Source organism: Pseudomonas sp. PB105, assembly GCF_009764655.1.
Taxonomy (GTDB): Bacteria; Pseudomonadota; Gammaproteobacteria; order Pseudomonadales; family Pseudomonadaceae; genus Aquipseudomonas; species Aquipseudomonas cyclaminis.
In genome coordinates this window covers 1-26,621 of record NZ_RWIO01000036.1, presented here as the reverse complement: position 1 = coordinate 26,621, position 26,621 = coordinate 1, and the positions used below count along the sequence as shown (strand labels likewise).

Sequence of the window (26,621 nt, the reverse complement as noted above, 5' to 3'; positions counted from 1 at the left end):
ATCATGGGTTTTCGCTGTCTGCTGGTTATCGGCTGTTTGTGCGTCGCCTTGATCGCAAACGCCTCCCCCGCGCCTGCCGCCCCGCAGGCGCAGCTCACTGCGCAGCAGCGCGAATGGCTGGCCCGGCACCCGGAGTTGCGGGTGGGCGTGGTGCTGCAAGTGCCCTACGCGCAGTACGACCGGCGCCTGCAGCGCTTGTCCGGGGCCAATGTGGAGTTGATGCAATCGCTGGCCAAGGCGCTGAATATCGAGCTGACCTGGCGCAACTTCCCTAACCAGGAGCAACTGGAAGCCGCCGTCCGCGATGACGAAGTGGACATCGCCCCCGGCCTGCAACAAACCCCGGCTGGTTTGCGCCTGTGGTTATTCAGCGACCCCTATATGCGTGTGCCCCAGCATATCGTCGGCGTCCGCGAGGGCGGCGGTGCGGTGGAGCTGGAAAAACTCGACGATCAGTCCCGCGTTGCCGTGCGCATGCCCAGCGCGGTGGCCGATTACCTGCGCAGCACTTATCCGAGCCTCAACCTGCAAGGCGTGCCCATTGAGCGGCAGGCCTTGCAGTTGTTGGTCAGCCAGCAGGCACGTTATGCCGTGGTGGATGAAGCGCAATTGAGCCGACTGTCTGGCGAGGCCGAGTTCGCCGGCCTGGCGGTGGTGGGGGACATCGGTCTGCCGCAATTGCTGCGGGTGGCCACGCGCAGGGATTGGCCCGAACTGGCGGGCATCATGGAAAGTGCCCTGGCCGCTATCCCCGCCCGCGACCTGGATCAACTGCACAGCCGTTGGCTGCAACCCAAATACCCACGGTTATCGGAGTCGCCTGGGCTGTGGCAGAACCTCAGCCTGTTGCTGAGCCTGCTGCTGCTCGCCAGTCTGGCGACCGTGTTCTGGCAGCGCCGCCAGCAACGCGTGCTCGAACATGGACTGCTGGCTGCGCGGGAAGAAAGCGCCGCCCGCGCCGCGGGTGCGCAAGCGCTGCGGTTGACGCAGTTTTCCATCGACCAAAGCACCGTCGGCATCCTATGGGTCAATTGGGACAGCCATGTGCGCTACGCCAACCACGCCGCCGAAAGCATGCTCGGTTACGCCCCGGGTGCGCTGATCGAGCGCCCGCTCGTCGACCTCGACCCGACCCTGGACATGGACCGTTGGCTCAACCTGTGGAAGCGCGCACGAGCCAGCGAAGAGGGGCCGCAGAACTTCGCCACTGATTGTTTACGCGCCGACGGCAGCATCCTGCCGGCCAACGTGTCCTTGAGCTTTCTGCGGTTTGCCGAGGCCGAGTACCTGGTGGTCTACCTGAACGATGTCACCGAGTTGCGCCGCACGCTGGCCGCGTTGATGCAAAGTGAAGCGCAACTGCGCGAACTCTCGGCCCACCTGGAAACCGTGCGCGAAGAAGAAAAAGCCCGCATCGCCCGGGAGGTTCACGATGAGCTCGGGCAGATGCTCACCGTGCTCAAGCTGGAAACCTCCATGTGCGAGTTGGCCTATGCGCAACTGGACCCCGGCCTGCACGAGCGCTTGAACAGCATGAAGCGCCTGATCGCTCAACTGTTCCAACTGGTGCGGGACGTCGCGACGGCGCTGCGCCCACCGATTCTCGACGCCGGCATCGCCTCCGCGATTGAATGGCAGGCCCGACGCTTCGAAGCGCGCACGCAGATTCCCTGCCTGGTTCAGGTGCCGGATAACCTGCCGGCCCTGAGCGACGCCAAGGCCATCGGCCTGTTTCGTATCCTTCAGGAAGCGCTGACCAACGTGATGCGCCATGCCCAGGCGCATACTGTGGAGCTGACCCTGGCCATAGAAGGCACGGATTTGCGGCTGACCATCAGCGACGACGGGGTCGGTTTCGTCCAGCCTGAAGGCCGTGCGGTATCGTTTGGCCTAGTCGGTATGCGCGAGCGCGTGTTGATCATGGGCGGGCAATTGAGCCTGCACAGCGAGTTGGGGGAGGGCACTACCCTGAGTGTGACGGTGCCGCTGGATGCATAACACCAAGAGGAAATTCCTGTGATCCGTGTACTGGTAGCCGAAGACCACACCATTGTTCGTGAAGGCATCAAGCAACTGATCGGCCTGGCCAAAGACCTGCTGGTGGTGGGGGAGGCGAGCAATGGCGAGCAGTTGCTGGAGACCTTACGCCACGTGCCGTGCGAGGTGGTGTTGCTGGATATCTCGATGCCCGGCGTCAACGGCCTGGAAGCCATTGCCCGGATCCGTGCATTGAGCAACCCGCCGGCGATCCTGGTGCTGTCGATGCACGATGAAGCGCAAATGGCTGCCCGCGCCCTGAAGGTCGGCGCCGCTGGTTACGCGACCAAGGACAGCGACCCGGCGCTGTTGCTCACGGCGATTCGCAAGGTCGCGGCGGGCGGGCGCTACATCGATCCGGATTTGGCGGACCGTATGGTCTTCGAAGTCGGCCTCACCGATGCCCGGCCGTTGCACTCGCTGCTCTCGGAACGTGAGTTTTCGGTGTTCGAGCGTCTGGCTCAAGGCGCCAACGTCAATGACATCGCCCAGCAGCTGGCGCTGAGCAGCAAGACCATCAGCACCCACAAGGCGCGATTGATGCAAAAGCTCAACATCACCTCCCTGGCTGAACTGGTGAAGTACGCCATGGAACACAAGCTGTTGTGACGACATGCCTGTTTGCGACCTGCTTTAAACCGCGCTGACGCGATGCCCGGCGCTTCGCACCACAGCACTGTTCCATTCCCGCCATCCGTGTAGGGCAATCCCTACCCCCAACCTTCCATCCGGCTGATGCAATTCTCTCCTGGCCCCCGATTTCCGGGGCCTCGCGCCTGGACTACGCTTGTGCCACAGCAGTCCAAAACACAAAGGTGCGGGTATGAGCGAGGTGGATTCAAATGATGTGCTGGTCAGCTTTCGTGGCGTGCAGAAGAGCTACGACGGCGAGAACCTGATCGTCAAAGACCTCAACCTGGAAATTCGCAAGGGCGAGTTCCTCACCTTGCTCGGGCCTTCCGGTTCGGGCAAGACCACCAGCCTGATGATGCTCGCGGGCTTTGAAACGCCGACCGCCGGTGAAATCCAGCTGGCCGGGCGTTCCATCAACAACGTGCCGCCGCACAAGCGCGACATCGGCATGGTGTTCCAGAACTACGCGCTGTTCCCACACATGACCGTGGCCGAGAACCTGGCGTTTCCCTTGTCTGTACGCGGTTTGAGCAAGACCGACGTCAGCGAGCGGGTCAAGCGTGTGCTGAGCATGGTCCAGCTCGACGCCTTCGCCCAGCGCTACCCGGCACAACTGTCTGGGGGCCAGCAACAGCGTGTGGCCCTGGCCCGTGCGCTGGTGTTCGAACCGCAATTGGTGCTGATGGATGAACCCCTCGGCGCCCTCGACAAACAACTGCGCGAACACATGCAGATGGAGATCAAGCACCTGCACCAACGCCTCGGCGTGACCGTGGTGTACGTGACCCACGACCAGGGTGAAGCCCTGACCATGTCCGACCGAGTGGCGGTGTTCCACCAGGGCGAGATCCAGCAGATCGCCCCGCCGCGCACCCTGTATGAAGAACCGAAGAACACTTTTGTCGCCAATTTCATCGGCGAGAACAACCGCCTCAATGGCCGTTTGCACAGCCATACCGGTGACCGCTGCGTAGTCGAGTTGGCGCGGGGCGAGAAGGTCGAAGCGCTGGCGATCAACGTCGGCCAGATCGGTGGCCCGGTCACGCTGTCGGTACGTCCGGAACGGGTCAGCCTCAATGGCTCCAGCGAAAGCTGCGTCAACCGCTTCTCCGGGCGGGTGGCGGAATTCATCTACCTGGGCGACCACGTGCGTGTGCGCCTGGAAGTCTGCGGCAAGGCCGATTTTTTTGTGAAACAACCGATTGCCGAGCTGGACCCAGCCCTGGCGGTCGGCGACGTGGTACCGATTGGCTGGCAAGTCGAGCACGTTCGCGCACTCGACCCACTTCTAGAGGCGAATTGATCGCCCCCATGGCTTCACCAACCCTGCACGTGGAGAGAACAACAATGTTGAGTTCCTTGAAGTATTCCGTTCTGGCATTGAGCTTGATGGGCGCGACACAGGCCATGGCGGGCCCCGACCTGACGGTCGTGTCCTTCGGCGGCGCGAATAAGGCGGCTCAGGTCAAGGCCTTCTACGCACCGTGGGAAAGCGCTGGCAACGGCAAGATCGTCGCCGGTGAGTACAACGGTGAAATGGCCAAGGTCAAAGCCATGGTCGACACCAAGAGCGTGTCCTGGGACCTGGTCGAAGTGGAATCGCCGGAACTGTCCCGCGGTTGCGACGAAGACATGTTCGAGCCGCTCGACCCGAAACTGTTCGGCGACAGCGCCAACTACGTGAAGGGCGCGATCCAGCCGTGCGGCGTGGGTTTCTTCGTGTGGTCGACGGTGCTGGCGTACAACGCCGACAAACTGGCTTCTGCGCCAACCAGCTGGGCGGATTTCTGGGACACCAAGAAATTCCCGGGCAAGCGCGGCCTGCGTAAAGGCGCCAAGTACACCCTGGAATTCGCGTTGATGGCCGATGGCGTAGCGCCGAAGGATGTGTACAAAGTGCTGGCCGGCAAAGATGGTCAGGACCGTGCCTTCAAGAAACTCGACGAACTCAAGCCGTCGATCCAGTGGTGGGAAGCCGGCGCACAACCGCCGCAGTACCTCGCCTCGGGTGACGTAGTGATGAGCTCGGCCTACAACGGCCGCATCGCTGCCGTGCAGAAAGAAAGCAACCTGAAAGTGGTGTGGAACGGCGGTATCTACGACTTCGACGCGTGGGCCATTCCAAAAGGCCTGGCCAAGGATCGTGCCGAAGCGGCGAAGAAATTCATCGCCTTCTCGGTCGCGCCGCAGCAGCAGAAGACCTACTCGGAAAACATCGCCTACGGCCCGGCCAACACCCAAGCCGTACCGTTGCTGGCCAAAGACATCCTCAAGGACATGCCGACCACGCCAGAGAACATCGCCAACCAGGTGCAGATCGACGTGAGCTTCTGGGCGGATAACGGTGAGCAACTGGAGCAGCGCTTCAATTCCTGGGCTGCTAAATAACACCGCCTAACCTCTGTGGGGGGGCAAGCCCCCTCCCACAGGAGATCTGCATTTATCTTCAAGATCCGGAGTTTGCCATGGCCATCGCCATCCCCACCCTCAAGCAGCGTCTGGCGCGTGCCGAGCGGCTCAATCGCTGGAAGGCCCAGGCCTTGATTGCGCCGCTGGTGCTGTTTTTGCTGCTGGTGTTCCTGGTGCCGATCGTCGCGCTGTTGTTTAAAAGCGTCGGCAACCCGGAAGTGGTGGGCGGTTTGCCGCGTACCGTGGTGGCGGTGACTGCCTGGGACGGCCGTGGCCTGCCCGGCGAGCCGGTGTACCAGGCCCTCAGTGAGGACTTGGGCGAGGCGCGTAAAAACCAGACCCTGGGCGATCTGTCCAAACGCTTGAACATGGAACTGGCCGGCTATCGCAGCCTGCTGACCAAAACCGCGCGGGCGCTGCCGTTTACCGAAGCGCCGGCCTCTTATAAAGAAGCGCTGGAAACCCTCGACGAACGCTGGGGCGACCCGGCGTACTGGCAGGCGATCCGGCGCAATACCAGCAGCCTGACCCCGTTCTATCTGCTGGCGGCCGTGGATCACCGTATCGACGACCTCGGCGAGGTGGCCCCGGCCACCCCGGACCAGGCGATCTACCTGGACATCTTCGCCCGCACCTTCTGGATGGGCCTGGTGATCACCGTGATCTGCCTGTTGCTGGCCTATCCCCTGGCGTATCTGCTGGCCAACCTGCCGGCGCGTAAAAGCAACCTGCTGATGATCCTGGTGTTGCTGCCGTTCTGGACCTCGATCCTGGTGCGAGTGGCGGCGTGGATCGTGCTGTTGCAGTCCGGCGGCCTGATCAACAGCGCGCTGATGGGCATGGGATTGATCGATAAGCCCCTGGAGTTGGTGTTCAACCGCACCGGGGTCTACATCTCCATGGTGCACATTCTGTTGCCGTTCATGATCCTGCCCATCTACAGCGTGATGAAAGGCATCTCGCCGACCTACATGCGTGCCGCTATTTCCCTGGGCTGCCACCCGTTTGCCAGTTTCTGGCGGGTGTACTTCCCGCAGACCTACGCCGGTGTGGGCGCCGGTTGCCTGTTGGTGTTCATCCTGGCGATTGGTTACTACATCACCCCGGCCTTGCTGGGCAGCCCGAACGACCAGATGGTCAGCTACTTCGTGGCCTTCTACACCAACACCAGCATCAACTGGGGCATGGCGACGGCGTTGGGCGGCTTGCTGCTGCTGGCGACCGTGGTGCTGTACCTGATCTACAACCGTCTGGTCGGCGCCAGCCGCCTGCGCCTGAGCTGAGGAGACCTTGCGATGCTGAGCCCTTACATGTCGCCCGTTGAGCGGGTTTGGTTCTACAGCTTGCGGATCCTCTGCGGCTTGATCCTGCTGTTCCTGATCCTGCCGGTGCTGGTCATCATCCCGCTGTCGTTCAACAGCGGCAGTTTCCTGGTGTACCCGTTGCAGGGCTTCTCGCTGCACTGGTACCAGGATTTCTTCGCCTCGGCCGAGTGGATGCGTGCGCTGAAGAACAGCATCATCGTCGCCCCGGCAGCCACGGTATTGGCGATGGTGTTCGGTACCCTGGCGGCAATTGGCCTGACCCGTGGCAATTTCCCTGGCAAGGCGCTGGTGATGGCCCTGGTGATTTCGCCGATGGTGGTGCCGGTGGTGATCATCGGCGTGGCCAGCTACCTGTTCTTTGCGCCGCTGGGCTTGGGTAACAGTTTCTTCTCGCTGATCGTGGTGCACGCGGTGTTGGGCGTGCCGTTTGTGATCATCACGGTGTCGGCGACATTGCAGGGGTTCAACCACAATCTGGTGCGTGCGGCGGCCAGTCTGGGGGCTTCGCCACTCACCGCATTTCGTCGGGTGACCTTGCCGTTGATTGCACCGGGGGTGATATCCGGGGCGCTGTTTGCGTTCGCGACCTCGTTCGACGAGGTGGTGGTGACGCTGTTCCTTGCCGGCCCGGAGCAAGCGACCCTGCCACGGCAGATGTTCAGCGGTATCCGCGAAAACCTCAGCCCCACCATTGCCGCAGCGGCGACCTTGTTGATTGCGTTCTCGGTGTTGCTGTTGCTGACCCTGGAATGGCTGCGCGGCCGTAGCGAGAAACTGCGTACTGCCCAGGTCTAAAGCGCAGCGCAGATCACAATGTGGGAGCGGGTTTGCCCCCTCCCACAAGGGTTGTGTGTTGAACCACAAAGACCATTCAGCTGCTGAATGGAAGACAACCTGTTTCGGTCAGCTACTCTTGTGCCAGCCCATTTCCGAATAAGAGGCCGCGCATATGAGTATTTCCTCATTCAAGATCGCCCACAAACTCCTGACCGGCGCTGGCGCCATCGAACAACTGGCCTTTGAACTCACGCGCCTGGACGTGGATAACCCGCTGATCGTGACCGACGCCGTGCTGGTCAAATCCGGCACCGTGGCGTTGGCGCTCGAACATTTGGGCGACCGCCCCTATGAGATTTTCGACCGCGTGCTGCCCGACCCGGAAATCGCCATTGTCGAAGACTGCATGCAGGCCTACCGCGACGGCGGCCACGACGGCTTGATCGGGTTGGGTGGCGGCAGCGCCATCGACATTGCCAAAAGCGTGGCCGCCTACGCCGGTTACCACGGCGCCCTGGCTGACTTGTTTGGTGTCGACCAGGTACCGCGCAAGGGCCCGCCGCTGATCGCCATCCCGACTACGGCCGGCACCGGCTCGGAGGTGACCAATGTAGCGATCCTCTCCGACAAGGCCGCGCAGCTCAAGAAGGGCATCGTCAGCGACTACTTGTTGCCGGACGTGGCGCTGATCAGCCCGCAAATGACCCTGACCTGCCCGCGTAGCGTCACCGCTGCCAGTGGTGTGGATGCGCTGGTGCATGCCGTTGAGTCCTATCTGTCGCTGAATGCTTCGCCGATCACCGACGCCTTGGCCATCGGCGCCATCAAGCTGATCGCCAAGGCGCTGCCCAAGGCCTACGCCAACCCGGCCAACTTGCAGGCCCGCGACGACATGGCCACTGCCAGCCTGATGGCCGGCATGGCTTTCGGCAACGCCGGGGTGGGCGCGGTACATGCGTTGGCGTATCCGCTGGGTGGGCGCTTCAACATTGCCCATGGCGTAAGTAACGCGCTGTTGCTGCCCTATGTGATGCACTGGAACAAGCTCGCGTGTGTCGAGCGTATGCAGGACATTGCCCAGGCCATGGGCGTGAACATCACGGGGTTGAGTGCCAATGACGCGGCCGACCAGGCGGTCGAGGCGATGACGCGACTGTGTGCTGCGGTCGAGATCCCGGCCGGGCTTCACAGTTTCGGGATTCCCGAAAGCGCAATTGCGACCATGGCGGCGGAAGCCGTCGGGATCGAACGGCTGATGCGCAACAACCCGCGCAAGCTCAGCGTGGCGGATATCGAGAAAATCTACCGGGCCGCGTACTAGCCATTGAGCTAGGTCACGGTGCGCGCAGCAAAGCATGAGGTATACAATGCGCGCCATCGTGATTTAGCTCAGAAAAGGTGCGTCATGCAGCCCTTCGTTATTGCCCCATCGATTCTCTCCGCCGATTTCGCCCGACTGGGTGAGGAAGTGGATAACGTGTTGGCCGCCGGTGCCGACTTCGTGCACTTCGATGTCATGGACAACCATTACGTGCCCAACCTGACCATCGGCCCGATGGTCTGTGCGGCGTTGCGCAAATACGGCGTCACCGCGCCGATCGATGCGCACCTGATGGTCAGCCCGGTGGATCGCATCATCGGCGACTTCATTGAGGCCGGCGCGACCTACATCACCTTTCATCCGGAAGCCTCGCTGCACGTCGACCGCACCCTGCAATTGATCCGCGAAGGTGGCTGCAAGGCGGGCCTGGTGTTCAACCCGGCGACCCCGCTGGATGTACTCAAGTACGTGATGGACAAGGTCGACATGGTGCTGCTGATGAGCGTCAACCCAGGCTTTGGCGGACAGAAGTTCATTCCCGGCACCCTCGACAAACTGCGCGAAGCCCGCGCGCTGATCGACGCCTCGGGCCGTGATATCCGCCTGGAAATCGACGGTGGGGTCAACGTCAACAATATCCGTGAAATCGCAGCGGCCGGTGCCGACACGTTCGTGGCCGGTTCGGCGATCTTCAACGCGCCGAACTACCAGGAAGTGATCGACAAGATGCGTGCAGAACTGGCGCTGGCACGTCCATGAGCGGCTTTGAGCAGCTGTTCCCCGGCAAACTGCCACGGTTGGTGATGTTCGATCTGGACGGTACGTTGATCGATTCGGTGCCTGACTTGGCGGCGGCGGTGGACCAGATGCTGCTCAAACTCGGACGCCCGCCTGCGGGCCTGGGATCCGTGCGTAACTGGGTAGGTAACGGCGTGCATATGCTGGTACGCCGGGCCCTGGCCAACAACATCGACCCCGAAGGCGTCGATGAGGTGGAGGCCGAGCATGCCCTGGAACTGTTCAATGCTGCCTATGAAGACGGCCATGAACTGACCGTGGTTTATCCCGGCGTGCGCGACACCCTCAAATGGCTGCACAAGCAGGGCGTGGAAATGGCCCTGATCACCAACAAGCCGGAGCGTTTCGTTGCGCCGCTGTTGGACCAGATGAAAATCGGCCGGTATTTCCGCTGGATCATCGGCGGCGATACCTTGCCGCAGAAGAAACCTGACCCGGCGGCGCTGTTTTTCGTGATGAAAATGGCCAATATCCCGGCGTCCCAGTCGTTGTTTGTCGGCGATTCGCGCACGGATGTGCTGGCGGCAAAAGCTGCGGGCGTGCAGTGTGTCGCCCTGAGCTACGGCTATAACCATGGCCGGCCGATTGCCGAAGAGTCGCCAGCGCTGGTGATTGATGACCTGCGACTGCTAATCCCCGGTTGCTTGGGAGCGGGCGCTGAGATAACGTTGCCCGATACCGATCCGTCCCCTTCTGGAAATCCCATCGTGGTGGTCACTCGCAAACTCTGGATGAAAGTCATCAAGGCCCTGGCCCGCTGGCGTTGGCGCGCCTGACTGATCCTGGCCGCGCCCTGCGGCACGTTTGCATACCTGACTGTTAGACCCTCACACCACGAGGCACCTCATGAATCGCGAAGAATTCCTGCGTTTGGCCGCTGCCGGCTATAACCGTATTCCCCTGGCCTGCGAAACCCTGGCCGACTTCGACACGCCGCTGTCGATCTACCTGAAACTGGCCGACGAGCCCAATTCCTATCTGTTGGAATCGGTACAGGGCGGTGAGAAATGGGGCCGTTATTCGATCATCGGCCTGCCGTGCCGCACCGTGATGCGGGTACACGATCATCATGTGAGCATCACCCATGACGGCGTCGAGATCGAAAGCCATGACGTGGAAGACCCGCTGGCCTTTGTCGAAACCTTCAAGGCGCGCTACAACGTGCCGACCATTGCTGGCCTGCCGCGCTTCAATGGCGGGTTGGTCGGGTATTTCGGCTACGACTGCGTGCGCTATGTGGAAAAACGCCTGGGCAAATGCCCGAACCCGGATCCGCTGGGCGTGCCGGATATTCTGCTGATGGTGTCTGACGCGGTGGTGGTGTTCGACAACCTCGCCGGCAAGATGCACGCCATCGTCCTGGCCGATCCGTCCCGCGAAGATGCGTTCGAACAAGGCCAGGCCAGCCTGCAAGCCCTGCTGGAAAAACTGCGCCAGCCGATCACCCCGCGTCGCGGCCTGGACCTCAGCCGCCCGCCGGCGAGCGATCCGTTGTTCCGCTCAAGTTTTACCCAGGATGACTACGAGCGCGCCGTCGACACCATCAAGGAATACATCCTCGCCGGTGACTGCATGCAGGTGGTGCCGTCGCAGCGCATGTCCATCGACTTCAAGGCTGCACCCATCGACCTGTACCGTGCGCTGCGCTGCTTCAACCCGACGCCATACATGTACTTCTTCAACTTTGGCGACTTCCACGTTGTAGGCAGTTCGCCGGAAGTACTGGTGCGCGTCGAAGACAACCTGATCACCGTGCGCCCGATTGCCGGTACGCGCCCACGTGGCGCGACCGAAGAAGCCGATCTGGCGCTGGAAGAAGACCTGCTCAGCGACGACAAGGAAATCGCCGAGCATTTGATGCTGATCGACCTGGGCCGCAACGACACCGGGCGCGTCTCGGAAATCGGCTCGGTGAAGCTCACCGAGAAGATGGTCATCGAGCGTTACTCCAATGTTATGCACATCGTGTCCAACGTCACGGGCGAGCTGAAGGCTGGCTTGACTGCAATGGATGCGTTGCGAGCGATTCTGCCGGCGGGCACCTTGTCGGGCGCGCCGAAGATTCGCGCGATGGAAATCATCGACGAACTGGAACCGGTCAAGCGGGGTGTCTACGGCGGCGCCGTGGGGTATTTCGCCTGGAACGGCAACATGGACACTGCCATTGCGATCCGCACGGCAGTGATCAAGGACGGGGAGCTGCATGTGCAGGCCGGTGGCGGGATTGTCGCCGACTCGGTGCCGGCCCTCGAATGGGAAGAAACCCTGAACAAGCGCCGTGCGATGTTCCGCGCTGTTGCGCTGGCTGAACAGACCCCCAATTCCTGAGGTTTGCCCCATGTTGCTGATGATTGATAACTACGATTCCTTTACTTACAACGTTGTGCAGTACCTGGGCGAGTTGGGTGCCGAGGTCAAGGTGGTGCGCAACGACGAACTGACCGTGGCCGAGATCGCGGCGCTGAACCCCGAGCGCATCGTGGTTTCGCCAGGCCCGTGCACGCCGACCGAGGCGGGCATCTCCCTTGAAGCCATCCAGTATTTCGCCGGCAAACTGCCGATCCTGGGCGTATGCCTGGGCCACCAATCCATCGGCCAGGCTTTTGGCGGTGACGTGGTGCGTGCGCGCCAGGTGATGCACGGCAAGACCAGCCCGGTGTTCCACAAAGAGCTGGGCGTATTCCAGGCCCTGAACAATCCCTTGACGGTGACCCGCTACCACTCGCTGGTGGTCAAGCGTGAAACCCTGCCCGAATGCCTGGAACTGACCGCCTGGACCCAGCTGGAAGACGGCTCGGTCGATGAGATCATGGGCCTGCGTCACAAGACACTGAACATCGAAGGGGTGCAATTTCACCCTGAATCGATCCTGACCGAGCAGGGCCACGAGCTGTTCGCCAACTTTCTCAAGCAGAGCGGCGGCACGCGCTAAGGACTTTCCATGGATATCAAGACTGCCCTGAGCCGTATCGTCGGCCATCTGGACCTGAGCACCGCTGAAATGAGCGATGTGATGCGCGAGATCATGACCGGCCAATGCACCGACGCGCAGATCGGCGCGTTCATGATGGCGATGCGCATGAAGAGCGAAAGCATCGACGAGATCGTCGGCGCCGTCTCGGTGATGCGCGAGCTGGCGGACAAGGTTGAGCTCAAGACCCTCGATGGCGTGGTCGACGTGGTCGGCACCGGCGGCGATGGTGCAAATATTTTCAACGTGTCGACCGCGTCCTCCTTTGTGGTGGCGGCGGCCGGTTGCACCGTGGCCAAACACGGTAACCGTGCGGTGTCCGGCAAGAGCGGCAGTGCCGACCTGCTGGAAGCGGCCGGGATCTACCTGAACCTGACGCCGGTGCAAGTGGCGCGTTGCATCGACAACGTCGGCATCGGCTTTATGTTTGCCCAGTCCCACCACGGCGCGATGAAACACGCCGCCGGCCCGCGTAAAGACCTGGGCCTGCGCACCCTGTTCAACATGCTCGGCCCGCTTACGAATCCGGCCGGTGTGAAGCACCAGGTGGTGGGCGTGTTCAGCCAGGCGCTGTGCAAACCATTGGCTGAAGTACTGCAACGCATGGGCAGCAAACATGTGCTGGTGGTGCATTCCAAAGATGGCCTGGATGAATTCAGCCTCGCCGCGCCGACCTTTGTGGCGGAACTGAAGAATGACCAGATCACCGAATACTGGGTCGAGCCTGAAGACCTGGGCATGAAGAGTCAGAGCCTGCATGGCCTGGCGGTGGAAAGCCCGGCGGCGTCGCTGGAGCTGATCCGTGATGCCCTGGGGCGGCGCAAGACTGAGAACGGTCAAAAAGCTGCGGAAATGATTGTTCTGAATGCTGGCGCGGCACTTTACGCGGCCGACCACGCCTATAGTCTTAAGGAAGGTGTCGAATTGGCCCACGATGCGCTGCACACCGGTCTGGCTCGCGAGAAGCTTGAAGAACTGGGAGCATTCACCGCCGTATTCAAGATGGAGAATGAAGGATGAGTGTTCCGACTGTTCTGGAAAAAATCCTCGCCCGCAAGGCCGAAGAAGTCGCCGAGCGCCGTGCCCGCGTGAGCCTGGCTGAGCTGGAAGCCCAAGCGAAAGCCGCTGATGCACCACGTGGATTTGCCGATGCGCTGATCGCCCAGGCCAAGCTCAAGCACCCGGCGGTGATCGCCGAGATCAAGAAGGCTTCGCCGAGCAAAGGTGTGATTCGCGAGCACTTCGTGCCAGCGGAAATCGCGGTCAGCTATGAAAAGGGCGGGGCGACATGCCTGTCCGTACTGACCGACATTGATTATTTCCAGGGTTCCGATTTGTTCCTGCAACAGGCCCGGGCGGCGTGCAAGTTGCCGGTGATCCGCAAGGACTTCATGGTCGACCCGTACCAGATCGTCGAAGCCCGTGCCTTGGGCGCCGACTGCGTGCTGCTGATCGTTTCCGCACTGGATGACGTGAAGATGGCCGAACTCGCGGCTGTAGCCAAAAGCGTCGGCCTGGATGTGCTGGTGGAAGTGCACGACGGCGACGAGCTGGAGCGGGCGTTGAAAACCCTCGACACGCCGCTGGTCGGGGTCAACAACCGTAACCTGCATACCTTCGAAGTCAGCCTGGAAAACACCCTCGACCTGCTGCCGCGTATCCCGCGTGACCGCCTGGTGATTACCGAGAGTGGCATCGTCAACCGCGCCGATGTGGAGCTGATGGAAATCAGCGGCGTGTACTCGTTCCTGGTGGGCGAAACCTTTATGCGTGCCGAGAACCCGGGGGCGGAACTGCAGCGTCTGTTCTTCCCGGAGCGTGGTGTGGCGGTCAGCGGTTCCACGCTCGATTGATGTGAAATGCGATCACAATGTGGGAGGGGGCTTGCCCCCGATGGCATTCTGTCAGTTGATGAATCAGTCGGCTGACACTCCGCTATCGGGGGCAAGCCCCCTCCCACATTGGGTTTTGTGTTTATGCAGAGAGGTAGGTGTTTGATGACTCAGCCCATGATGATGACCGTCGAAGCAGGGCTTGCTGCTGAGCAAGACTTGTTGGGTGCGGTTTGCGCCGGTGAGCTGGAATATGGGCTGCTGTTCTGGCAACCCAGCGATCAGGCATTGGTGATGCCACGTCGCTTGAGTCGACTGCCCGCTTTCGATGCCGCCAGTCGCGTGTCCGCGGATGCTGGTTGGCCCGTGCTACTGCGCGAAACCGGCGGAGAGCCGGTGCCGCAGTCGAGTGCTACGGTCAATATTGCGCTGGTGTACGCGCCGCCCCGCAGCGAAGGCGATCAAGGCCGCATCGAAACCGGTTATCAGCGTCTGTGCCAGCCGATCTGTGATGTGCTGACCGAGCTGGGCGGCAAGGCTTCCGTGGGTGAGATCGACGGGGCATTCTGCGACGGTCGCTACAACGTCAATCTCGATGGCCGCAAAATGGTCGGCACTGCCCAGCGCTGGCGGCAAAGCGGTGGCCGCCCGGTGGGGTTGGTACACGGCGCTTTGCTGCTGGATAACCATCGCGAAGCGTTGATCGCGGCGGTCAACCGCTTCAACCAGGCGTGCGGCCTCGACCAGCGGGTTCGTGCCGACAGCCATATCGCATTGCACGAAGCGTTCCCCGCGCCGGATGCCATCAGCCGGTTGGATACCTTGTACCGTCAGATGCTGACCAGCTTCCTGCCGGTTTAGCGGGTACCGAACACCACCATTGTCTTGCCTTTGACGTGCACCAGGTTGCGCTCTTCCAGATCCTTGAGCACACGGCCGACCATCTCCCGTGAACAGCCGACAATGCGCCCGATTTCCTGGCGTGTAACTTTGATCTGCATGCCGTCCGGGTGAGTCATTGCATCGGGCTGCTTGCACAGCTCCAGCAGGCAACGGGCCACGCGACCGGTGACGTCGAAGAATGCCAAGTCGCCGACTTTGCGCGTCGTGTCGCGCAGGCGTTGGGCGATTTGGCCGCTGAGGGCGTACAGAATGTCGGGATCGTGTTGGGCCAGCTCGCGAAATTTGGTGTAACTGATCTCGGCCACTTCACACTCGACCTTGGCCCGCACCCAGGCGCTGCGCTCCTGTTCCTTGCCCGCTTGTTCAAACAGCCCCAGCTCCCCGAAGAAATCCCCGGTGTTCAGGTAGGCGATGATCATCTCGCGGCCGTCTTCATCCTCGATCAGGATGGTGACGGAGCCTTTGATAATGAAGAACAGCGTTTCGGAGCGCTCGCCGGCGCAGATGATGTTGTGCTTGGCCGGGTAGCGCCGGCGCTGGCAGTGCATCAGCAGCTTGTCGAGATTCTTGATCTTGGGTATGGGCGTCAGAGCAACCATGGTTGTATCCCGAAAGGCAGCGCGAGGTGGTTGGAGTTGTTGTACTCAGCGGTATCGGCATTGATACACGCTGTATAAAGGGTGGCAATACGCCACTCATTTGGCGCCAGCTTAACAGACACATTCTGACTCGATTAGCCAATTTACCGAGTAAGCCCTGTTATTGATCACATTGACGGGAAACGCTGCCGCGCTCGGGCCCTGTGCTAAGCTGGCGACCCTTTTTTAGCAGTGGAGTCTGGGCGATGAAGGCACGCATCCAATGGGCGGGCGAAGCCATGTTCCTCGGTGAGTCGGGCAGTGGCCATGTAGTGGTCATGGATGGCCCGCCGGAAGCCGGTGGCCGCAACCTGGGCGTACGTCCGATGGAAATGCTCCTGCTGGGCGTGGGCGGTTGCAGCAATTTCGACGTGGTCAGCATCCTGAAAAAATCCCGCCAGGCCGTGGAAAGCTGCGAAGCGTTCCTGGAAGCCGAGCGCGCCACTGAAGATCCCAAGGTGTTCACCAAGATCCATATGCACTTCGTGGTGAAGGGCCGGGGGCTGAAGGAGGCCCAGGTCAAACGTGCTATCGAACTGTCGGCAGAGAAGTACTGCTCGGCGTCGATCATGCTCGGCGCGGCTGGTGTGGCCATTACCCACGACTACGAGATTGTCGAGTTGGGTTGATCGCCAATGGCAAAAGAAAAGGGCGCTTTGAAAGCGCCCTTTTTTTCGGCTGCAGGTTGGGTCAGATACGGTAGGTGCTTTTTGTCATGACCTTGGCCAGCACGCTCATGCCGAACCGCACCGGCGCCGGGAAGCGGAAACCGCCGGCATCCAGGGCGCTTTCAGCGTGGTGTTCTTCATCGATACGCATCTGCTCAAGAATGGCCCGGGACTTTTCGTCTTCGGCCGGCAGTTGTTCCAGGTGTTCATCCAGGTGCTTGCACACTTGATGTTCGGTCGCGGCGACAAAGCCCAGGCTGACCTTGTCGCTGATCAACCCGGCAGCAGCGCCGATGCCGAACGACAAACCGTAAAACAGTGGGTTGAGCACGCTGGGGTGGCTGCCCAGTTGGCGAATGCGTTGCTCGCACCAGGCCAGGTGGTCGATTTCTTCCTCGGCCGCATGCTCCATGGCTGCGCGTACCTGCGGCAGCTTGGCGGTCAGGGCCTGGCCTTGGTACAACGCCTGGGCACAGACTTCGCCGGTATGGTTGATGCGCATCAAGCCGGCGACATGACGCGTGTCTGTCTCACTCATCTGCGCGTCGGGCTGCACAATGGCGGGCGACGGACGGTACGGTTGGCCGCTGAAGGGCAGCAGCGTGCGCATGGCCATATCGGCTTGCAGCAACAGGCGATCAATCGGCGAGTAGTGACGTTGGGTAGTCATGCTGACCTCCGGGAAGAATCTCGGCGGCCAGTTTACCGCAAGAGAGGGCGAAGCGTTTGCGCTGAGTCAAGGGCATGGGGTCGCAGCACCGTGCTGCGATCCGTTTCAGAGGCCTGTCAGCCCGGCGGCCAGTTCATCTGGCGCTGACCCAGCACATGCATATGGATGTGATAGACGGTCTGGCCGCCCTTTTCATTGCAGTTCATGACGACGCGGAAACCATCCTCGCAGCCAAGTTCAAGGGCCAGGCGCTGGGCGGTGAACAGGATGTGCCCGGCCAGTGCCTTGTCGTCTTGCGTGAGGTCATTGAGCGTACGGATCGGCTTCTTCGGGATCACCAGAAAATGCACAGGTGCCTGTGGGGCAATATCGTGGAAGGCGAGGACCTGATCATCTTCGTAGATGATCTTCGCGGGTATTTCTCTGTTGATGATCTTGGTGAACAGAGTATCCACAGCTGTTTCTCCATTATGAAAGTGCAGGGGGAGTGTACTCAGCCGGTCAGCGTGGGCAATAGGCTTTGTTGATTGCACCGGCGATCTTGCGAGTCAGCCAGCGCGGGCTGAAACGTGGACTGAACGCCAGCCAGCGATTGCGGCGGCCAGGGATGATGATGGCTTTGTTCTTTTCCAATGCGCGCACGGTGTAGAGCGCGACCTCTTCCGGGCTCATCAGTTGTTCGCTGCGATCGAGTTTGGCGATGTCCATTTGCGCCGTGCCGAAAAATGCGGTGCGCGTAGGGCCGGGGCAAAGGACCGAGACCTTGATGCCACAGGTCTTCAGTTCTTCACGTAACCCCTCGGAGAAGTGCAGCACATAGGCTTTACTGGCGTAGTAGCTGCTCATCCACGGGCCGGGTTGGAAGGCGGCAATCGATGCGACGTTGAGAATCTGCCCGCCGCCTTGCAACGCCATGGTATTGCCCAGGGCGTGACACATGCGGGTGAGGGCGAGGATGTTGACTTCAATCAGGTCTTGCTCGGTCATCCAGTCCTGGGCCAGGAATGGCCCGCTGGTGCCGATGCCGGCGCAGTTGACCAGCAAATCGATCTGCCGCTCGCCTTCTTCAAGCTCCAGCAGGAACCCGGACAAGCGCAGCGGCTCGCCCAGGTCACAGGCACGAAACAGCACCTCGACGCCGAAGCGTTGAGTCAATTCGAGTGCAATGCTTTCCAACTGATCACGCTGGCGGGCCACCAGAATCAAGCTGCGGCCGCGACGGGCCAGTGCTTCGGCCAAGGCCAGGCCAATGCCGCTGGAGGCACCGGTGATCAGAGCGTAACGGGTCATGCCTTTCTCCATCGCAACGCCCCCATCGATGATGGAGGCATCACGGATGGGGGCGTTTCTTTACTGTTCTTCAGCAGAGTCTACAGGTTCGGCCGCTTCGTCAGCACTTTGGGCGTCTTCTTCATCAACGATGACACTTTGATCGGCGTCTTCATCGGACGTGATGGAGCTGCTTTCGTAGCTGCTGTCCACGTTCGTTTCGAGTTGGTCCAGGTAGCCGTTCATGCCCAGCGACACCACGATGATGAGCATCAGCGGAATGAATGCCAGCCACAGGGACGCCAGGACCTTCACCGCAGTGGAGTTGCGCGGTGGCGGCGCGCCGTACTGGTTGGCCCCCGAGTTACCTGGCACGACCAGCAGCAACAGCGGGAAAATGCTGTTGACCAGCGGCACGAGGTTAAGCAGGTACAGCCAGCCAGACCAGCCGAGGTCGTGCAGGCGCTGCACGCCGATTTGCACACTCACGACCATAACCGCAACGAACAGTGCGAAGCCGAGCAGCGAGCCAACAATGATGGCTATCGTCGGCGACGCGGTCGCGATGGCGAAGCCCACAGTACTGAGGATGCCTGCTGCGACGAGCATTGCGACGGTCAGTACCAGCGTCCAGGCCAGATACCGCAGGCGGCCAATACGGCCATTGATCGTGAAGATCTTCAGCGTGGCGTATTCCGGGAGGCTGTCACCCACGGCAGAACGCGGAGGCGCGTACGGTGAAGCGGCTGGGCTAGCGAAGTCTGTCGCACCAGAGCTTGTCTCGTGGGTTTCGGCGAGGCTGAAGGCCACGGGCTGTTCAGCTTCGATGCGTGCATCCACGCCGGCATTTTTCAGCGCGGTGAGGTAGGTTTCGGCATCGGGGCGTGACAGGTCACGTTTGAGTGCGACCGGGCGACCGGTGAAGAGTTTCTCGATGTCCTCGACGGTGCTCTTGAACAGCTCAGCCAGGTTCAGCTTGGCCGTGGTGCTTTCGACGCCCGGGAGCAAGGCTCCATCAAACACAATCTTGAAGCGGTTGTCGCTCATGCAGGCTTCCTTGTCACTTATTCAGGTAGGAGGTGCAGGCCCGCTCAATCGGCAGGCCTGTCGGTTGGGTCAGCGTGGCCAGCGCAATTGTGCGGCCTGCTCGCGCGCCTTGCGGTATTCGGCATCCAGGCGGGCAACGAGTTCATCGACGCTGGGCAAATCATCAATCTCACCGACGCCTTGGCCGGCGGACCATACGGTCTTCCACGCCTTGGCTTCGTCGCCCAGCGGCTTGAGCTTGGAACCGAAGTTGACTTCGCCTTTGCCTTGCAGGGCAGCGAGGTCGAACCCGGCATTTTCCAGGCTTTGGCGCATAAAGCTAGCGGGAACGCCGGAGACTGCGGGAGTGTGCACGATGTCGGCAGCGCGCGATGTGAGCAGCATCTCTTTATAAGCATCTGGGGCGTGGCTTTCGGTGGTACCGATAAAACGTGTGCCGAAATACGCCAGGTCCGCACCCAGCAATTGTGCGGCGAGGATCTGGTGCCCGTGATTGAGGCACCCAGCCAGCAGCAGGGTTTTGTCGAAGAACTGGCGAATCTCGGCAATCAGTGAGAACGGGCTCCAGGTACCGGCATGGCCGCCGGCACCCGCAGCCACGGCAATCAGGCCATCTACACCCGCCTCAGCGGCTTTTTCGGCATGGCGACGGGTAGTGACATCGTGAAACACCAGGCCGCCATAGCTGTGCACGGCATCTACCAGCTCTTTTACCGCGCCCAAACTGGTTATCACAATCGGCACCTTGTGCTCGACGCAGATTGCCAGGTCCGCCTCCAGGCGCGGGTTGCTGTTGTGCACGATCAGGTTGACGGCATACGGAGCGGGGTCATCCAGTTGCGCCCGGCCCGCTTCAATTTCCTCCAGCCAGGCCTTGAAGCCACTGCTCTCGCGCTGGTTAAGCGCGGGAAAGCTCCCGACCACACCATTGCGACAGCAGGCCAGGACCAGTTGCGGGTTGGAAATCAGGAACATCGGCGCCACTACCACGGGCAGGCGCAGACGTTGTTCAAGCAGAGCGGGCAGCGACATTGGAGGTACCCCGAGTAATTGAAGTTAGAACGGTTTGACCACGACCAAAATTACGATAGCCAGCAATATCAGAACCGGAACTTCATTGAACCAGCGATAAAAGACATGGCTGCGGGTGTTTTCGCCACGGGCGAAGCGTTTTACCTGCGCGCCGCACATGTGGTGATAGCCGATCAACAGCACGACCAGGGTCAGCTTGGCGTGGATCCAGCCGCCGGACTGAAAGATGCTTGGGTTGAGGTAGATCAGCCAGCCACCGAATACCAGGCTGGCGATCATCGCCGGCCCCATGATGCCGCGGTACAGCTTGCGCTCCATGATGCTGAAACGTTCCTTGCTCACCGTGTCTTCGCTTTGGGCGTGGTAGACGAACAGGCGCGGCAGGTAGAACAGCGCTGCAAACCAGCAGACGATGCTGACGATGTGGAGGGCTTTGATCCATAGATAGAGCATTTCTAGTTATTCCCAGGTTCACGGTAGCCGAGATAGTAGTGGCTCATACGTCCATACGTCACGTTGACGGTTGTCGCAGGACGATACGGCCCCTATTATCGACGGCTTTCCAGTGGTTCGTTGAGGGCAGGTTTATGGTCAAGGTCGGTATCGTCGGCGGCACGGGTTACACCGGTGTCGAATTGCTGCGTCTGTTGGCTCAGCATCCGCAAGCTGAGGTGGTGGTCATTACCTCCCGATCCGAGGCCGGCCTGGCCGTGGCCGATATGTACCCGAACCTGCGAGGCCACTACGACGGCCTGGCGTTCAGCGTTCCGGACATCAAGACCCTTGGCGCCTGCGACGTGGTGTTCTTTGCCACGCCTCATGGTGTTGCCCATGCGCTGGCAGGTGAGTTGCTGGCGGCTGGCACCAAGGTGATCGACCTGTCGGCGGACTTCCGTCTGCAGGATGCCGATGAATGGGCCAAATGGTATGGTCAGCCACACGGCGCGCCTCAGTTGTTGGAAGAGGCGGTGTACGGCCTGCCGGAAGTCAATCGTGAGCAGATCAAGCAGGCGCGCCTGATTGCGGTGCCGGGTTGCTACCCAACCGCGACGCAACTGGGCTTCCTGCCTTTGCTGGAAGCTGGGCTGGCGGATGCTTCGCGCCTGATCGCAGACTGCAAGTCCGGCGTCAGCGGTGCAGGCCGTGGTGCGGCGGTAGGTTCTTTGTACTCCGAGACGTCGGAAAGCATGAAGGCCTACGCGGTAAAAGGGCATCGTCATTTGCCGGAAATCCGCCAGGGCCTGCGTCGTGCTGCCGGTAAGGACGTGGGCCTGACCTTCGTGCCGCACCTGACGCCGATGATCCGTGGTATTCATTCCACGCTTTACGCAACCGTGGTTGACCGTTCGGTAGACCTGCAGGCGTTGTTTGAAAAGCGCTACGCCAATGAGCCGTTCGTCGACGTAATGCCAGCGGGCAGCCACCCGGAAACCCGCAGCGTGCGCGGCGCCAATGTGTGCCGGATTGCGGTGCATCGTCCGCAGGATGGTGATCTCGTCGTGGTGCTGTCGGTGATCGATAACTTGGTCAAAGGCGCGTCGGGCCAGGCGGTGCAGAACATGAACATCCTGTTCGGACTGGACGAGAAGTTGGGTTTGTCCCACGCAGGCATGCTGCCTTAAGGCGGTTTAGCGGCTAGGCAAAAGGCCCGTCGAACGGGCCTTTTGTGTTTCTAATGGCGGCGAAGCACATTGATATACCGTAACAATAGTTGACCGATTTTCTAGGAGAAGCGGATAATGCCCGCCATTACGCATATGGCGGCGCTACGCCGGGAGATTATCAGCATGAGCGTTGAATCCTTCACCCCCACGGCTTTGCAATTCACCCACGGTGCTGCGCACAAGGTGAAGAGCCTGGTCGATGAAGAGGGTAATGATCGCTTGAAGCTGCGCGTATTCGTTACGGGCGGCGGTTGTTCAGGGTTTCAGTACGGCTTTACCTTCGATGAAGATGTGGCTGACGATGACACCATCGTTGAGCGCGAGGGCGTGAGCCTGGTTGTCGACCCGATGAGTTTCCAGTACTTGGCAGGCGCCGAGGTGGATTATCAGGAAGGTCTGGAGGGTTCGCGTTTCGTGATCAAGAACCCTAATGCCACCACTACCTGCGGTTGTGGGTCTTCGTTCTCGATCTGATCGAGAGTGGATGCAAAAAAACGCCGCTTGGCTTTCATGGGCCAAGCGGCGTTTTGCTGTCTGGGATTCAGGCGGGATAGATCGCGCCCAACACCCGCAATCCGCGTGCGCCAGTGACGCTGGGTCGGTTGGCGGCAATGCTTTCCAGGCAGCAATGGGCCAGCCAGGCGAAGGCCATGGCTTCGACCCAGTCAGGGTCTACGCCGTAAGTGGCGGTGCTGCTGACCTGAGTAGATGGCAGCAGGGCAGCCAGTCGCTTCATCATGGCGGTGTTATGTGCGCCGCCACCACAGATCAAGAGCGTTTCTGTCTGCGGTTGTGCCGATTGCAGGGACTCGACGATGGTCAGAGCGGTCAATTCCAGCAGGCTCGCCTGTACATCTTGTGGGGCGAAGGCTGGTAGGCGGCTCAGGTGCTGTTGCAGCCATCCCAGGTTGAACACTTCGCGGCCGGTGCTTTTTGGGCCTTTGGTCAGGAAGAAGGGATCGCTGAGCAGTGCGTTGAGCAACTGAGGTTCTACTTTGCCGCTGGCTGCCCACTGGCCGTCGCGATCAAAGTGTTCGCCGCGTTGTAGATGAATCCAGGCATCAAGCAAGACATTGCCCGGGCCGCAGTCGAAGCCGGCTACGGGCTTGCCGGTCTCAATCAGGCTGAGGTTGCTGAAACCGCCTACGTTCAGTACCGCACGATTGCCGGTGCTTTCGCCAAACAATGCTTCATGAAACGCGGGTACGAGCGGCGCGCCCTGGCCACCGGCGGCGACATCGCGGCTGCGGAAGTCGCTTACCACGGTGATGCCCGTCAGCTCGGTGAGCAGGGCTGGGTTGCCGATCTGCACGGTAAAGCCCCGGGCGGGTTCGTGGCGGATGGTCTGGCCATGGCTGCCGATCGCGCGGATTTCCCGAGGCTTGAGGTTTTGCTGTTCGAGCAGCGTACGAATGCCTTGGGCTGCGAGGGTAACCCAGTGCTGCTGGGCGATCGCTGAGCGGGCAATCTCATCCGGGCCGCTGGCGCACAGGCTCAGCAGCTCTGCGCGCAGGGCGTCAGGCATCGGTGTGTAGTGCGTGGCGATCAGATTGACTGCCGCGCCCTGTTCAACCAGAGCGATGTCCAGGCCATCCAGGCTGGTCCCGGACATCACGCCTATATAGAGCGGCATGGCTTAACGCTTCGCCGAAGCCAGCAGGGTGGACCGCTCTTGGTCCATGCGTGCCATCAGCGGCTGGCTTTGTTGCATGAAGCGCGCACGCTCTGCTTTGGCAATTGGGTCGGCCATCGGTAGTTTCTGACCCAATGGATCGACGTGTACGCCGTTGACCTGGAACTCGTAGTGCAAGTGCGGTCCGGTAGAGAGGCCAGTGGTGCCGATATAACCGATCACTTGGCCCTGCTTCACGTTGCCGCCCGTCTTCACGCCCTTGGCGAAGCCTTGCATGTGGCCATACAAGGTACGGTAAGTGTTGCCGTGCTGGATGATCACGGTGTTGCCGTAACCACCGCGACGGCCGGCCAGCAGGACCTTGCCATCACCCGCAGCCTTGATCGGCGTACCGCGTGGGGCGGCATAGTCGACGCCTTTGTGGGCGCGGATTTTGTTCAGAATTGGATGCTTGCGACCCATCGAGAAGCGCGAGCTAATGCGAGCGAAGTCCACCGGGGTCCGGATGAAGGCCTTGCGCATGCTATTGCCATCGGCGGTGTAGTAGCTGCTGTTGCCTTGTTTATTGGTGTAACGCACGGCGGTGTAGGTCTTGCCGCGGTTGGTGAAGCGTGCGGAGAGGATGTTGCCTGTGCCGACCACTTTGCCGTTGGCGACTTTTTGCTCGTAGATTACGTCGAATTCGTCACCCTGGCGGATGTCTTGAGCGAAGTCGATGTCGTAGCCAAATACGCTGGCCATGTCCATGGTCATGCCATGGGACAACCCGGCGCGGGCAGCGGATTGCGACAGTGAACTGTTGATCACGCCGTGAACGTAGGCGGAGCGCATCACCGGTTTGGTGGTGATGCGATTGAAGGCGAAGCCTTTGGCGCCTTTGGTCAGGGAAATGCTTTCGAGGTCGCTGACATTACTGTGCAGGTTGTTCAACTGGCCGTCGGGCGTCAGTTCGAACTCAAGCTTCTGGCCGTGTTTCAGTTGGGTGAACTGCTTGGCTTGTTTGTCGCTCGCCAGCACGTCGTTTACGGCGGCAGCGGGAAGGCCAACTTTCTCGAAAAGGGTCGAAAGCGTATCGCCTTTTGCGACGATCACTTCGCGGTGCTGAGGATTCTTGGCAGCGTCTGCGAGGGGCTTTTGCGTTTCCTTAGCGGCCTGTTGGGTTTCTTCGGGCGTGTTTTCTATCTGCGCGAACGGCGATTCAGACTGGGCATTTGTGGCTTGTTGAGCGTCGGAAGCGTCTTGATCTTGTGTCAGTTGTTCAACTGGACTCTCCAAGTCAAGGCTCAGGGATGTTCGTTTGGCTTCTACGTCACTGGAAGGAAATACCAGGAGTGCCAGGCTAAGAAGGGCGGCGATACCACTTGCAGCGAGCAGGTGGGTCTTCGGGTAAAGCGGCGGCGCTTTAGACGGTTCAGTGGTCATAGGTAATTTTGACTTTGAAGATGAAATGGAAAAGATGAATGACATGATGAAGATGAAATAACTGTATAAAATATAACCAAATCATCTGTGGCGCAAGCTCGCGAACGCTGGGCTTGCTGAACGGTGTCCGTGCGCAGGGCAAAACTTGTAATTAGTCCCTGATCTTGTATGGTTGGTTCCCTTTTGAATCTGAGTCTTGCGGGTCTGTTATGAAGTCGGTTGAAGAGCAGCTAGCGCTGATAAAACGTGGTGCGGAAGAACTGTTGGTCGAGTCCGAGCTGATCGAAAAGCTCAAGCGTGGCCAGCCCCTGCGTATTAAGGCTGGCTTCGATCCGACGGCGCCGGATCTGCACCTTGGTCACACCGTGCTTATTAATAAGCTGCGTCAGTTCCAGGAGCTGGGGCATCAGGTCATCTTCCTTATAGGTGACTTCACCGGGATGATCGGCGATCCGAGTGGCAAGAGTGCGACGCGCCCGCCGCTGACCCGCGAGCAGGTTCTCGACAATGCCGAGACCTACAAGACTCAGGTGTTCAAGATCCTTGATCCGGCTAAGACCGAAGTAGCGTTCAACTCCACCTGGATGGACCAGATGGGGCCTGCGGACTTCATTCGCCTGACCTCCCAGTACACTGTTGCGCGGATGCTTGAGCGCGACGACTTCGATAAGCGCTACTCCACCAATCAGCCGATCGCTATTCACGAGTTCCTGTATCCGCTGGTCCAGGGCTATGACTCGGTGGCATTGCGTGCCGACGTGGAGCTGGGTGGGACCGATCAGAAGTTCAATCTGCTGATGGGGCGTGAGCTTCAGCGTGCGTATGGGCAGGAGGCGCAGTGCATTCTGACCATGCCGCTGCTGGAAGGGTTGGACGGCGTCAAGAAGATGTCCAAGTCCCTGGGTAACTATGTGGGTATCCAGGAGGCGCCGGGTGTGATGTACGGCAAGCTGGTCTCCATTCCTGATGCGCTGATGTGGCGTTACTTCGAGCTACTGAGCTTCCGCTCCATGGATGAGATCAATGCGTTGCGTGCAGATGTCGAGGCTGGCGCCAACCCGCGTGACGTGAAGATCAAGCTGGCTGAAGAGATTGTTGCGCGTTTCCATGGTGAGGAGGCTGCGGCCAGTGCTCACCGCGCAGCGGGTAATCGTATGAAGGATGGCGAACTGCCGGATGATTTGCCTGAGGTCGAGCTGACTGCTGGCGAGGCTATGCCTATTGCTGCTGTCCTTAATAAGGCAGGCCTGGTCAAGAACTCGGCCGTAGCGCGCGACCTTCTGAATTCTGGTGGTGTGCGTATAGATGGTGAAGTGGTAGATCGCACCTTTATATACGAGCTGGGCGCGACCCATGTTTGCCAGGCGGGGAAGAAGGCGTTTGCGCGTATTACGCTCAAATCCGAATAAGGTTGAAGTTAAGGGTTGACGGCGAATTATATCTGTCTATAATTCGCCCCACTTCCGGCGCAGTCGAAACGGAAAACTCCTTGGTAAACAATGAGTTACGCAGTTTTCGGCAGCGGGTTGCTTCAGTTCATCGAAGCCAAAAGGAAGTTGAAAAAGAGGTGTT

Annotated in this window: 27 protein-coding genes; 18 read left to right on the top strand and 9 right to left on the bottom strand. The window is 60.4% G+C overall.

Features of this window, described 5'->3' with window-relative positions:
• The first annotated feature begins 3 nt into the window (after positions 1 to 3).
• From EJD88_RS07880 to EJD88_RS07815, 14 genes are all read left to right on the top strand, one after another.
• Entirely contained in the window at positions 4 to 1,998 is a 1,995-nt protein-coding gene (locus EJD88_RS07880; RefSeq protein ID WP_158877572.1) for a histidine kinase, read from the top strand.
• An 18-nt stretch (positions 1,999 to 2,016) separates the two neighbouring features.
• A complete protein-coding gene (locus EJD88_RS07875; protein ID WP_032883847.1) occupies positions 2,017 to 2,646 on the top strand; it encodes a response regulator transcription factor in 630 nt (209 codons plus the stop codon).
• Positions 2,647 to 2,860: 214 nt separating this feature from the next.
• Positions 2,861 to 3,973 (top strand): ABC transporter ATP-binding protein, encoded by a 1,113-nt coding sequence (locus EJD88_RS07870; RefSeq protein WP_099585659.1) that lies wholly within the window; start codon positions 2,861 to 2,863, stop codon positions 3,971 to 3,973.
• Between the two features lie 44 nt (positions 3,974 to 4,017).
• The gene (locus EJD88_RS07865; protein WP_099585658.1) at positions 4,018 to 5,058 is read left to right on the top strand and encodes an ABC transporter substrate-binding protein; all 1,041 of its coding nucleotides are present in this window, start codon (positions 4,018 to 4,020) and stop codon (positions 5,056 to 5,058) included.
• A 77-nt stretch (positions 5,059 to 5,135) separates the two neighbouring features.
• Positions 5,136 to 6,362 carry an ABC transporter permease gene (locus tag EJD88_RS07860; RefSeq protein ID WP_099585657.1) on the top strand — a complete coding sequence of 409 codons (1,227 nt, stop codon included), beginning with the start codon at positions 5,136 to 5,138 and terminating at the stop codon, positions 6,360 to 6,362.
• Between the two features lie 12 nt (positions 6,363 to 6,374).
• Positions 6,375 to 7,199, top strand: a complete 825-nt coding sequence (locus EJD88_RS07855; RefSeq protein WP_017739612.1) for an ABC transporter permease — start codon at positions 6,375 to 6,377, stop codon at positions 7,197 to 7,199.
• 154 nt (positions 7,200 to 7,353) lie between these two features.
• Positions 7,354 to 8,502: an iron-containing alcohol dehydrogenase gene (locus tag EJD88_RS07850; RefSeq protein WP_158877570.1), complete on the top strand. Its 1,149-nt coding sequence runs from the start codon at positions 7,354 to 7,356 to the stop codon at positions 8,500 to 8,502.
• An 84-nt stretch (positions 8,503 to 8,586) separates the two neighbouring features.
• Positions 8,587 to 9,261, top strand: a complete 675-nt coding sequence (gene rpe, locus EJD88_RS07845; RefSeq protein WP_032883842.1) for a ribulose-phosphate 3-epimerase — start codon at positions 8,587 to 8,589, stop codon at positions 9,259 to 9,261.
• Positions 9,258 to 10,076 (top strand): phosphoglycolate phosphatase, encoded by an 819-nt coding sequence (locus tag EJD88_RS07840; RefSeq protein WP_158877568.1) that lies wholly within the window; start codon positions 9,258 to 9,260, stop codon positions 10,074 to 10,076. The genes rpe and EJD88_RS07840 overlap by 4 nt, the downstream gene beginning before the upstream one ends.
• A gap of 70 nt (positions 10,077 to 10,146) precedes the next feature.
• Positions 10,147 to 11,628 (top strand): anthranilate synthase component I, encoded by a 1,482-nt coding sequence (trpE, locus tag EJD88_RS07835; protein ID WP_158877566.1) that lies wholly within the window; start codon positions 10,147 to 10,149, stop codon positions 11,626 to 11,628.
• A gap of 10 nt (positions 11,629 to 11,638) precedes the next feature.
• Positions 11,639 to 12,232, top strand: a complete 594-nt coding sequence (locus tag EJD88_RS07830; protein WP_099585653.1) for an aminodeoxychorismate/anthranilate synthase component II — start codon at positions 11,639 to 11,641, stop codon at positions 12,230 to 12,232.
• 9 nt (positions 12,233 to 12,241) lie between these two features.
• Positions 12,242 to 13,291, top strand: a complete 1,050-nt coding sequence (trpD, locus tag EJD88_RS07825; RefSeq protein WP_099585652.1) for an anthranilate phosphoribosyltransferase — start codon at positions 12,242 to 12,244, stop codon at positions 13,289 to 13,291.
• On the top strand, positions 13,288 to 14,124 hold the full coding sequence (trpC, locus tag EJD88_RS07820) for an indole-3-glycerol phosphate synthase TrpC (protein ID WP_099585651.1): 837 nt from the start codon (positions 13,288 to 13,290) through the stop codon (positions 14,122 to 14,124). The genes trpD and trpC overlap by 4 nt, the downstream gene beginning before the upstream one ends.
• Before the next feature lie 144 nt (positions 14,125 to 14,268).
• Positions 14,269 to 14,964 (top strand): lipoate--protein ligase family protein, encoded by a 696-nt coding sequence (locus tag EJD88_RS07815; RefSeq protein WP_158877564.1) that lies wholly within the window; start codon positions 14,269 to 14,271, stop codon positions 14,962 to 14,964.
• On the opposite strand, the gene crp is transcribed toward EJD88_RS07815, so the two are convergent.
• Entirely contained in the window at positions 14,961 to 15,605 is a 645-nt protein-coding gene (gene crp, locus EJD88_RS07810; RefSeq protein ID WP_099585649.1) for a cAMP-activated global transcriptional regulator CRP, read from the bottom strand. The genes EJD88_RS07815 and crp overlap by 4 nt on opposite strands.
• Positions 15,606 to 15,850: 245 nt before the next feature.
• Here crp and EJD88_RS07805 point away from each other — a divergent pair, with 245 nt between their 5' ends.
• Positions 15,851 to 16,273, top strand: a complete 423-nt coding sequence (locus EJD88_RS07805; protein ID WP_020295492.1) for an OsmC family protein — start codon at positions 15,851 to 15,853, stop codon at positions 16,271 to 16,273.
• Positions 16,274 to 16,334: 61 nt separating this feature from the next.
• Here EJD88_RS07805 and coq7 read toward each other — a convergent pair whose 3' ends face one another.
• The 6 genes from coq7 to hemJ all read right to left on the bottom strand — a co-directional run bounded on the left by coq7 (position 16,335) and on the right by hemJ (position 20,783).
• Positions 16,335 to 16,982, bottom strand: a complete 648-nt coding sequence (gene coq7 / locus EJD88_RS07800) for a 2-polyprenyl-3-methyl-6-methoxy-1,4-benzoquinone monooxygenase (RefSeq protein WP_017138087.1) — start codon at positions 16,980 to 16,982, stop codon at positions 16,335 to 16,337.
• A 116-nt stretch (positions 16,983 to 17,098) separates the two neighbouring features.
• Complete coding sequence (locus tag EJD88_RS07795) at positions 17,099 to 17,437, bottom strand: histidine triad nucleotide-binding protein (protein ID WP_099585648.1); 339 nt, start codon at positions 17,435 to 17,437, stop codon at positions 17,099 to 17,101.
• 46 nt (positions 17,438 to 17,483) lie between these two features.
• Complete coding sequence (locus EJD88_RS07790; protein ID WP_150677360.1) at positions 17,484 to 18,272, bottom strand: SDR family oxidoreductase; 789 nt, start codon at positions 18,270 to 18,272, stop codon at positions 17,484 to 17,486.
• A gap of 60 nt (positions 18,273 to 18,332) precedes the next feature.
• Positions 18,333 to 19,298: a DUF805 domain-containing protein gene (locus EJD88_RS07785; protein ID WP_099585646.1), complete on the bottom strand. Its 966-nt coding sequence runs from the start codon at positions 19,296 to 19,298 to the stop codon at positions 18,333 to 18,335.
• 69 nt (positions 19,299 to 19,367) lie between these two features.
• Positions 19,368 to 20,330 (bottom strand): nitronate monooxygenase family protein, encoded by a 963-nt coding sequence (locus tag EJD88_RS07780; RefSeq protein ID WP_158877562.1) that lies wholly within the window; start codon positions 20,328 to 20,330, stop codon positions 19,368 to 19,370.
• Positions 20,331 to 20,354: 24 nt separating this feature from the next.
• Positions 20,355 to 20,783 (bottom strand): protoporphyrinogen oxidase HemJ, encoded by a 429-nt coding sequence (hemJ, locus tag EJD88_RS07775; protein WP_099585644.1) that lies wholly within the window; start codon positions 20,781 to 20,783, stop codon positions 20,355 to 20,357.
• 134 nt (positions 20,784 to 20,917) lie between these two features.
• Between hemJ and argC the strand changes: the two genes are divergently transcribed.
• Together argC and erpA are read left to right on the top strand one after the other, a co-directional pair.
• On the top strand, positions 20,918 to 21,952 hold the full coding sequence (gene argC / locus EJD88_RS07770; RefSeq protein WP_003210935.1) for an N-acetyl-gamma-glutamyl-phosphate reductase: 1,035 nt from the start codon (positions 20,918 to 20,920) through the stop codon (positions 21,950 to 21,952).
• Between the two features lie 165 nt (positions 21,953 to 22,117).
• Positions 22,118 to 22,468, top strand: a complete 351-nt coding sequence (erpA, locus tag EJD88_RS07765; protein ID WP_003176443.1) for an iron-sulfur cluster insertion protein ErpA — start codon at positions 22,118 to 22,120, stop codon at positions 22,466 to 22,468.
• 67 nt (positions 22,469 to 22,535) lie between these two features.
• Here the strand turns inward: erpA and EJD88_RS07760 are convergent, their stop codons facing one another.
• Positions 22,536 to 23,627: an anhydro-N-acetylmuramic acid kinase gene (locus EJD88_RS07760; RefSeq protein WP_158877560.1), complete on the bottom strand. Its 1,092-nt coding sequence runs from the start codon at positions 23,625 to 23,627 to the stop codon at positions 22,536 to 22,538.
• A gap of 3 nt (positions 23,628 to 23,630) precedes the next feature.
• Entirely contained in the window at positions 23,631 to 25,049 is a 1,419-nt protein-coding gene (locus EJD88_RS07755; protein WP_158877558.1) for a peptidoglycan DD-metalloendopeptidase family protein, read from the bottom strand.
• A gap of 209 nt (positions 25,050 to 25,258) precedes the next feature.
• Between EJD88_RS07755 and tyrS the strand changes: the two genes are divergently transcribed.
• Complete coding sequence (gene tyrS, locus EJD88_RS07750) at positions 25,259 to 26,458, top strand: tyrosine--tRNA ligase (protein WP_112192556.1); 1,200 nt, start codon at positions 25,259 to 25,261, stop codon at positions 26,456 to 26,458.
• Positions 26,459 to 26,621: the final 163 nt, after the last annotated feature.

Excerpts from the sequence above, each read along its gene's own strand:
- EJD88_RS07880 (WP_158877572.1), top strand. The coding sequence starts at position 4 with ATGGGTTTTCGCTGTCTGCTGGTTATCGGCTGTTTGTGCGTCGCCTTG.
- EJD88_RS07870 (WP_099585659.1), top strand. The coding sequence starts at position 2,861 with ATGAGCGAGGTGGATTCAAATGATGTGCTGGTCAGCTTTCGTGGCGTG.
- EJD88_RS07865 (WP_099585658.1), top strand. The coding sequence starts at position 4,018 with ATGTTGAGTTCCTTGAAGTATTCCGTTCTGGCATTGAGCTTGATGGGC.
- EJD88_RS07860 (WP_099585657.1), top strand. The coding sequence starts at position 5,136 with ATGGCCATCGCCATCCCCACCCTCAAGCAGCGTCTGGCGCGTGCCGAG.
- EJD88_RS07855 (WP_017739612.1), top strand. The coding sequence starts at position 6,375 with ATGCTGAGCCCTTACATGTCGCCCGTTGAGCGGGTTTGGTTCTACAGC.
- EJD88_RS07850 (WP_158877570.1), top strand. The coding sequence starts at position 7,354 with ATGAGTATTTCCTCATTCAAGATCGCCCACAAACTCCTGACCGGCGCT.
- rpe (WP_032883842.1), top strand. The coding sequence starts at position 8,587 with ATGCAGCCCTTCGTTATTGCCCCATCGATTCTCTCCGCCGATTTCGCC.
- EJD88_RS07840 (WP_158877568.1), top strand. The coding sequence starts at position 9,258 with ATGAGCGGCTTTGAGCAGCTGTTCCCCGGCAAACTGCCACGGTTGGTG.
- trpE (WP_158877566.1), top strand. The coding sequence starts at position 10,147 with ATGAATCGCGAAGAATTCCTGCGTTTGGCCGCTGCCGGCTATAACCGT.
- EJD88_RS07830 (WP_099585653.1), top strand. The coding sequence starts at position 11,639 with ATGTTGCTGATGATTGATAACTACGATTCCTTTACTTACAACGTTGTG.
- trpD (WP_099585652.1), top strand. The coding sequence starts at position 12,242 with ATGGATATCAAGACTGCCCTGAGCCGTATCGTCGGCCATCTGGACCTG.
- trpC (WP_099585651.1), top strand. The coding sequence starts at position 13,288 with ATGAGTGTTCCGACTGTTCTGGAAAAAATCCTCGCCCGCAAGGCCGAA.
- EJD88_RS07815 (WP_158877564.1), top strand. The coding sequence starts at position 14,269 with ATGACTCAGCCCATGATGATGACCGTCGAAGCAGGGCTTGCTGCTGAG.
- crp (WP_099585649.1), bottom strand. The coding sequence starts at position 15,605 with ATGGTTGCTCTGACGCCCATACCCAAGATCAAGAATCTCGACAAGCTG.
- EJD88_RS07805 (WP_020295492.1), top strand. The coding sequence starts at position 15,851 with ATGAAGGCACGCATCCAATGGGCGGGCGAAGCCATGTTCCTCGGTGAG.
- coq7 (WP_017138087.1), bottom strand. The coding sequence starts at position 16,982 with ATGACTACCCAACGTCACTACTCGCCGATTGATCGCCTGTTGCTGCAA.
- EJD88_RS07790 (WP_150677360.1), bottom strand. The coding sequence starts at position 18,272 with ATGACCCGTTACGCTCTGATCACCGGTGCCTCCAGCGGCATTGGCCTG.
- EJD88_RS07785 (WP_099585646.1), bottom strand. The coding sequence starts at position 19,298 with ATGAGCGACAACCGCTTCAAGATTGTGTTTGATGGAGCCTTGCTCCCG.
- EJD88_RS07780 (WP_158877562.1), bottom strand. The coding sequence starts at position 20,330 with ATGTCGCTGCCCGCTCTGCTTGAACAACGTCTGCGCCTGCCCGTGGTA.
- hemJ (WP_099585644.1), bottom strand. The coding sequence starts at position 20,783 with ATGCTCTATCTATGGATCAAAGCCCTCCACATCGTCAGCATCGTCTGC.
- argC (WP_003210935.1), top strand. The coding sequence starts at position 20,918 with ATGGTCAAGGTCGGTATCGTCGGCGGCACGGGTTACACCGGTGTCGAA.
- erpA (WP_003176443.1), top strand. The coding sequence starts at position 22,118 with ATGAGCGTTGAATCCTTCACCCCCACGGCTTTGCAATTCACCCACGGT.
- EJD88_RS07760 (WP_158877560.1), bottom strand. The coding sequence starts at position 23,627 with ATGCCGCTCTATATAGGCGTGATGTCCGGGACCAGCCTGGATGGCCTG.
- EJD88_RS07755 (WP_158877558.1), bottom strand. The coding sequence starts at position 25,049 with ATGACCACTGAACCGTCTAAAGCGCCGCCGCTTTACCCGAAGACCCAC.
- tyrS (WP_112192556.1), top strand. The coding sequence starts at position 25,259 with ATGAAGTCGGTTGAAGAGCAGCTAGCGCTGATAAAACGTGGTGCGGAA.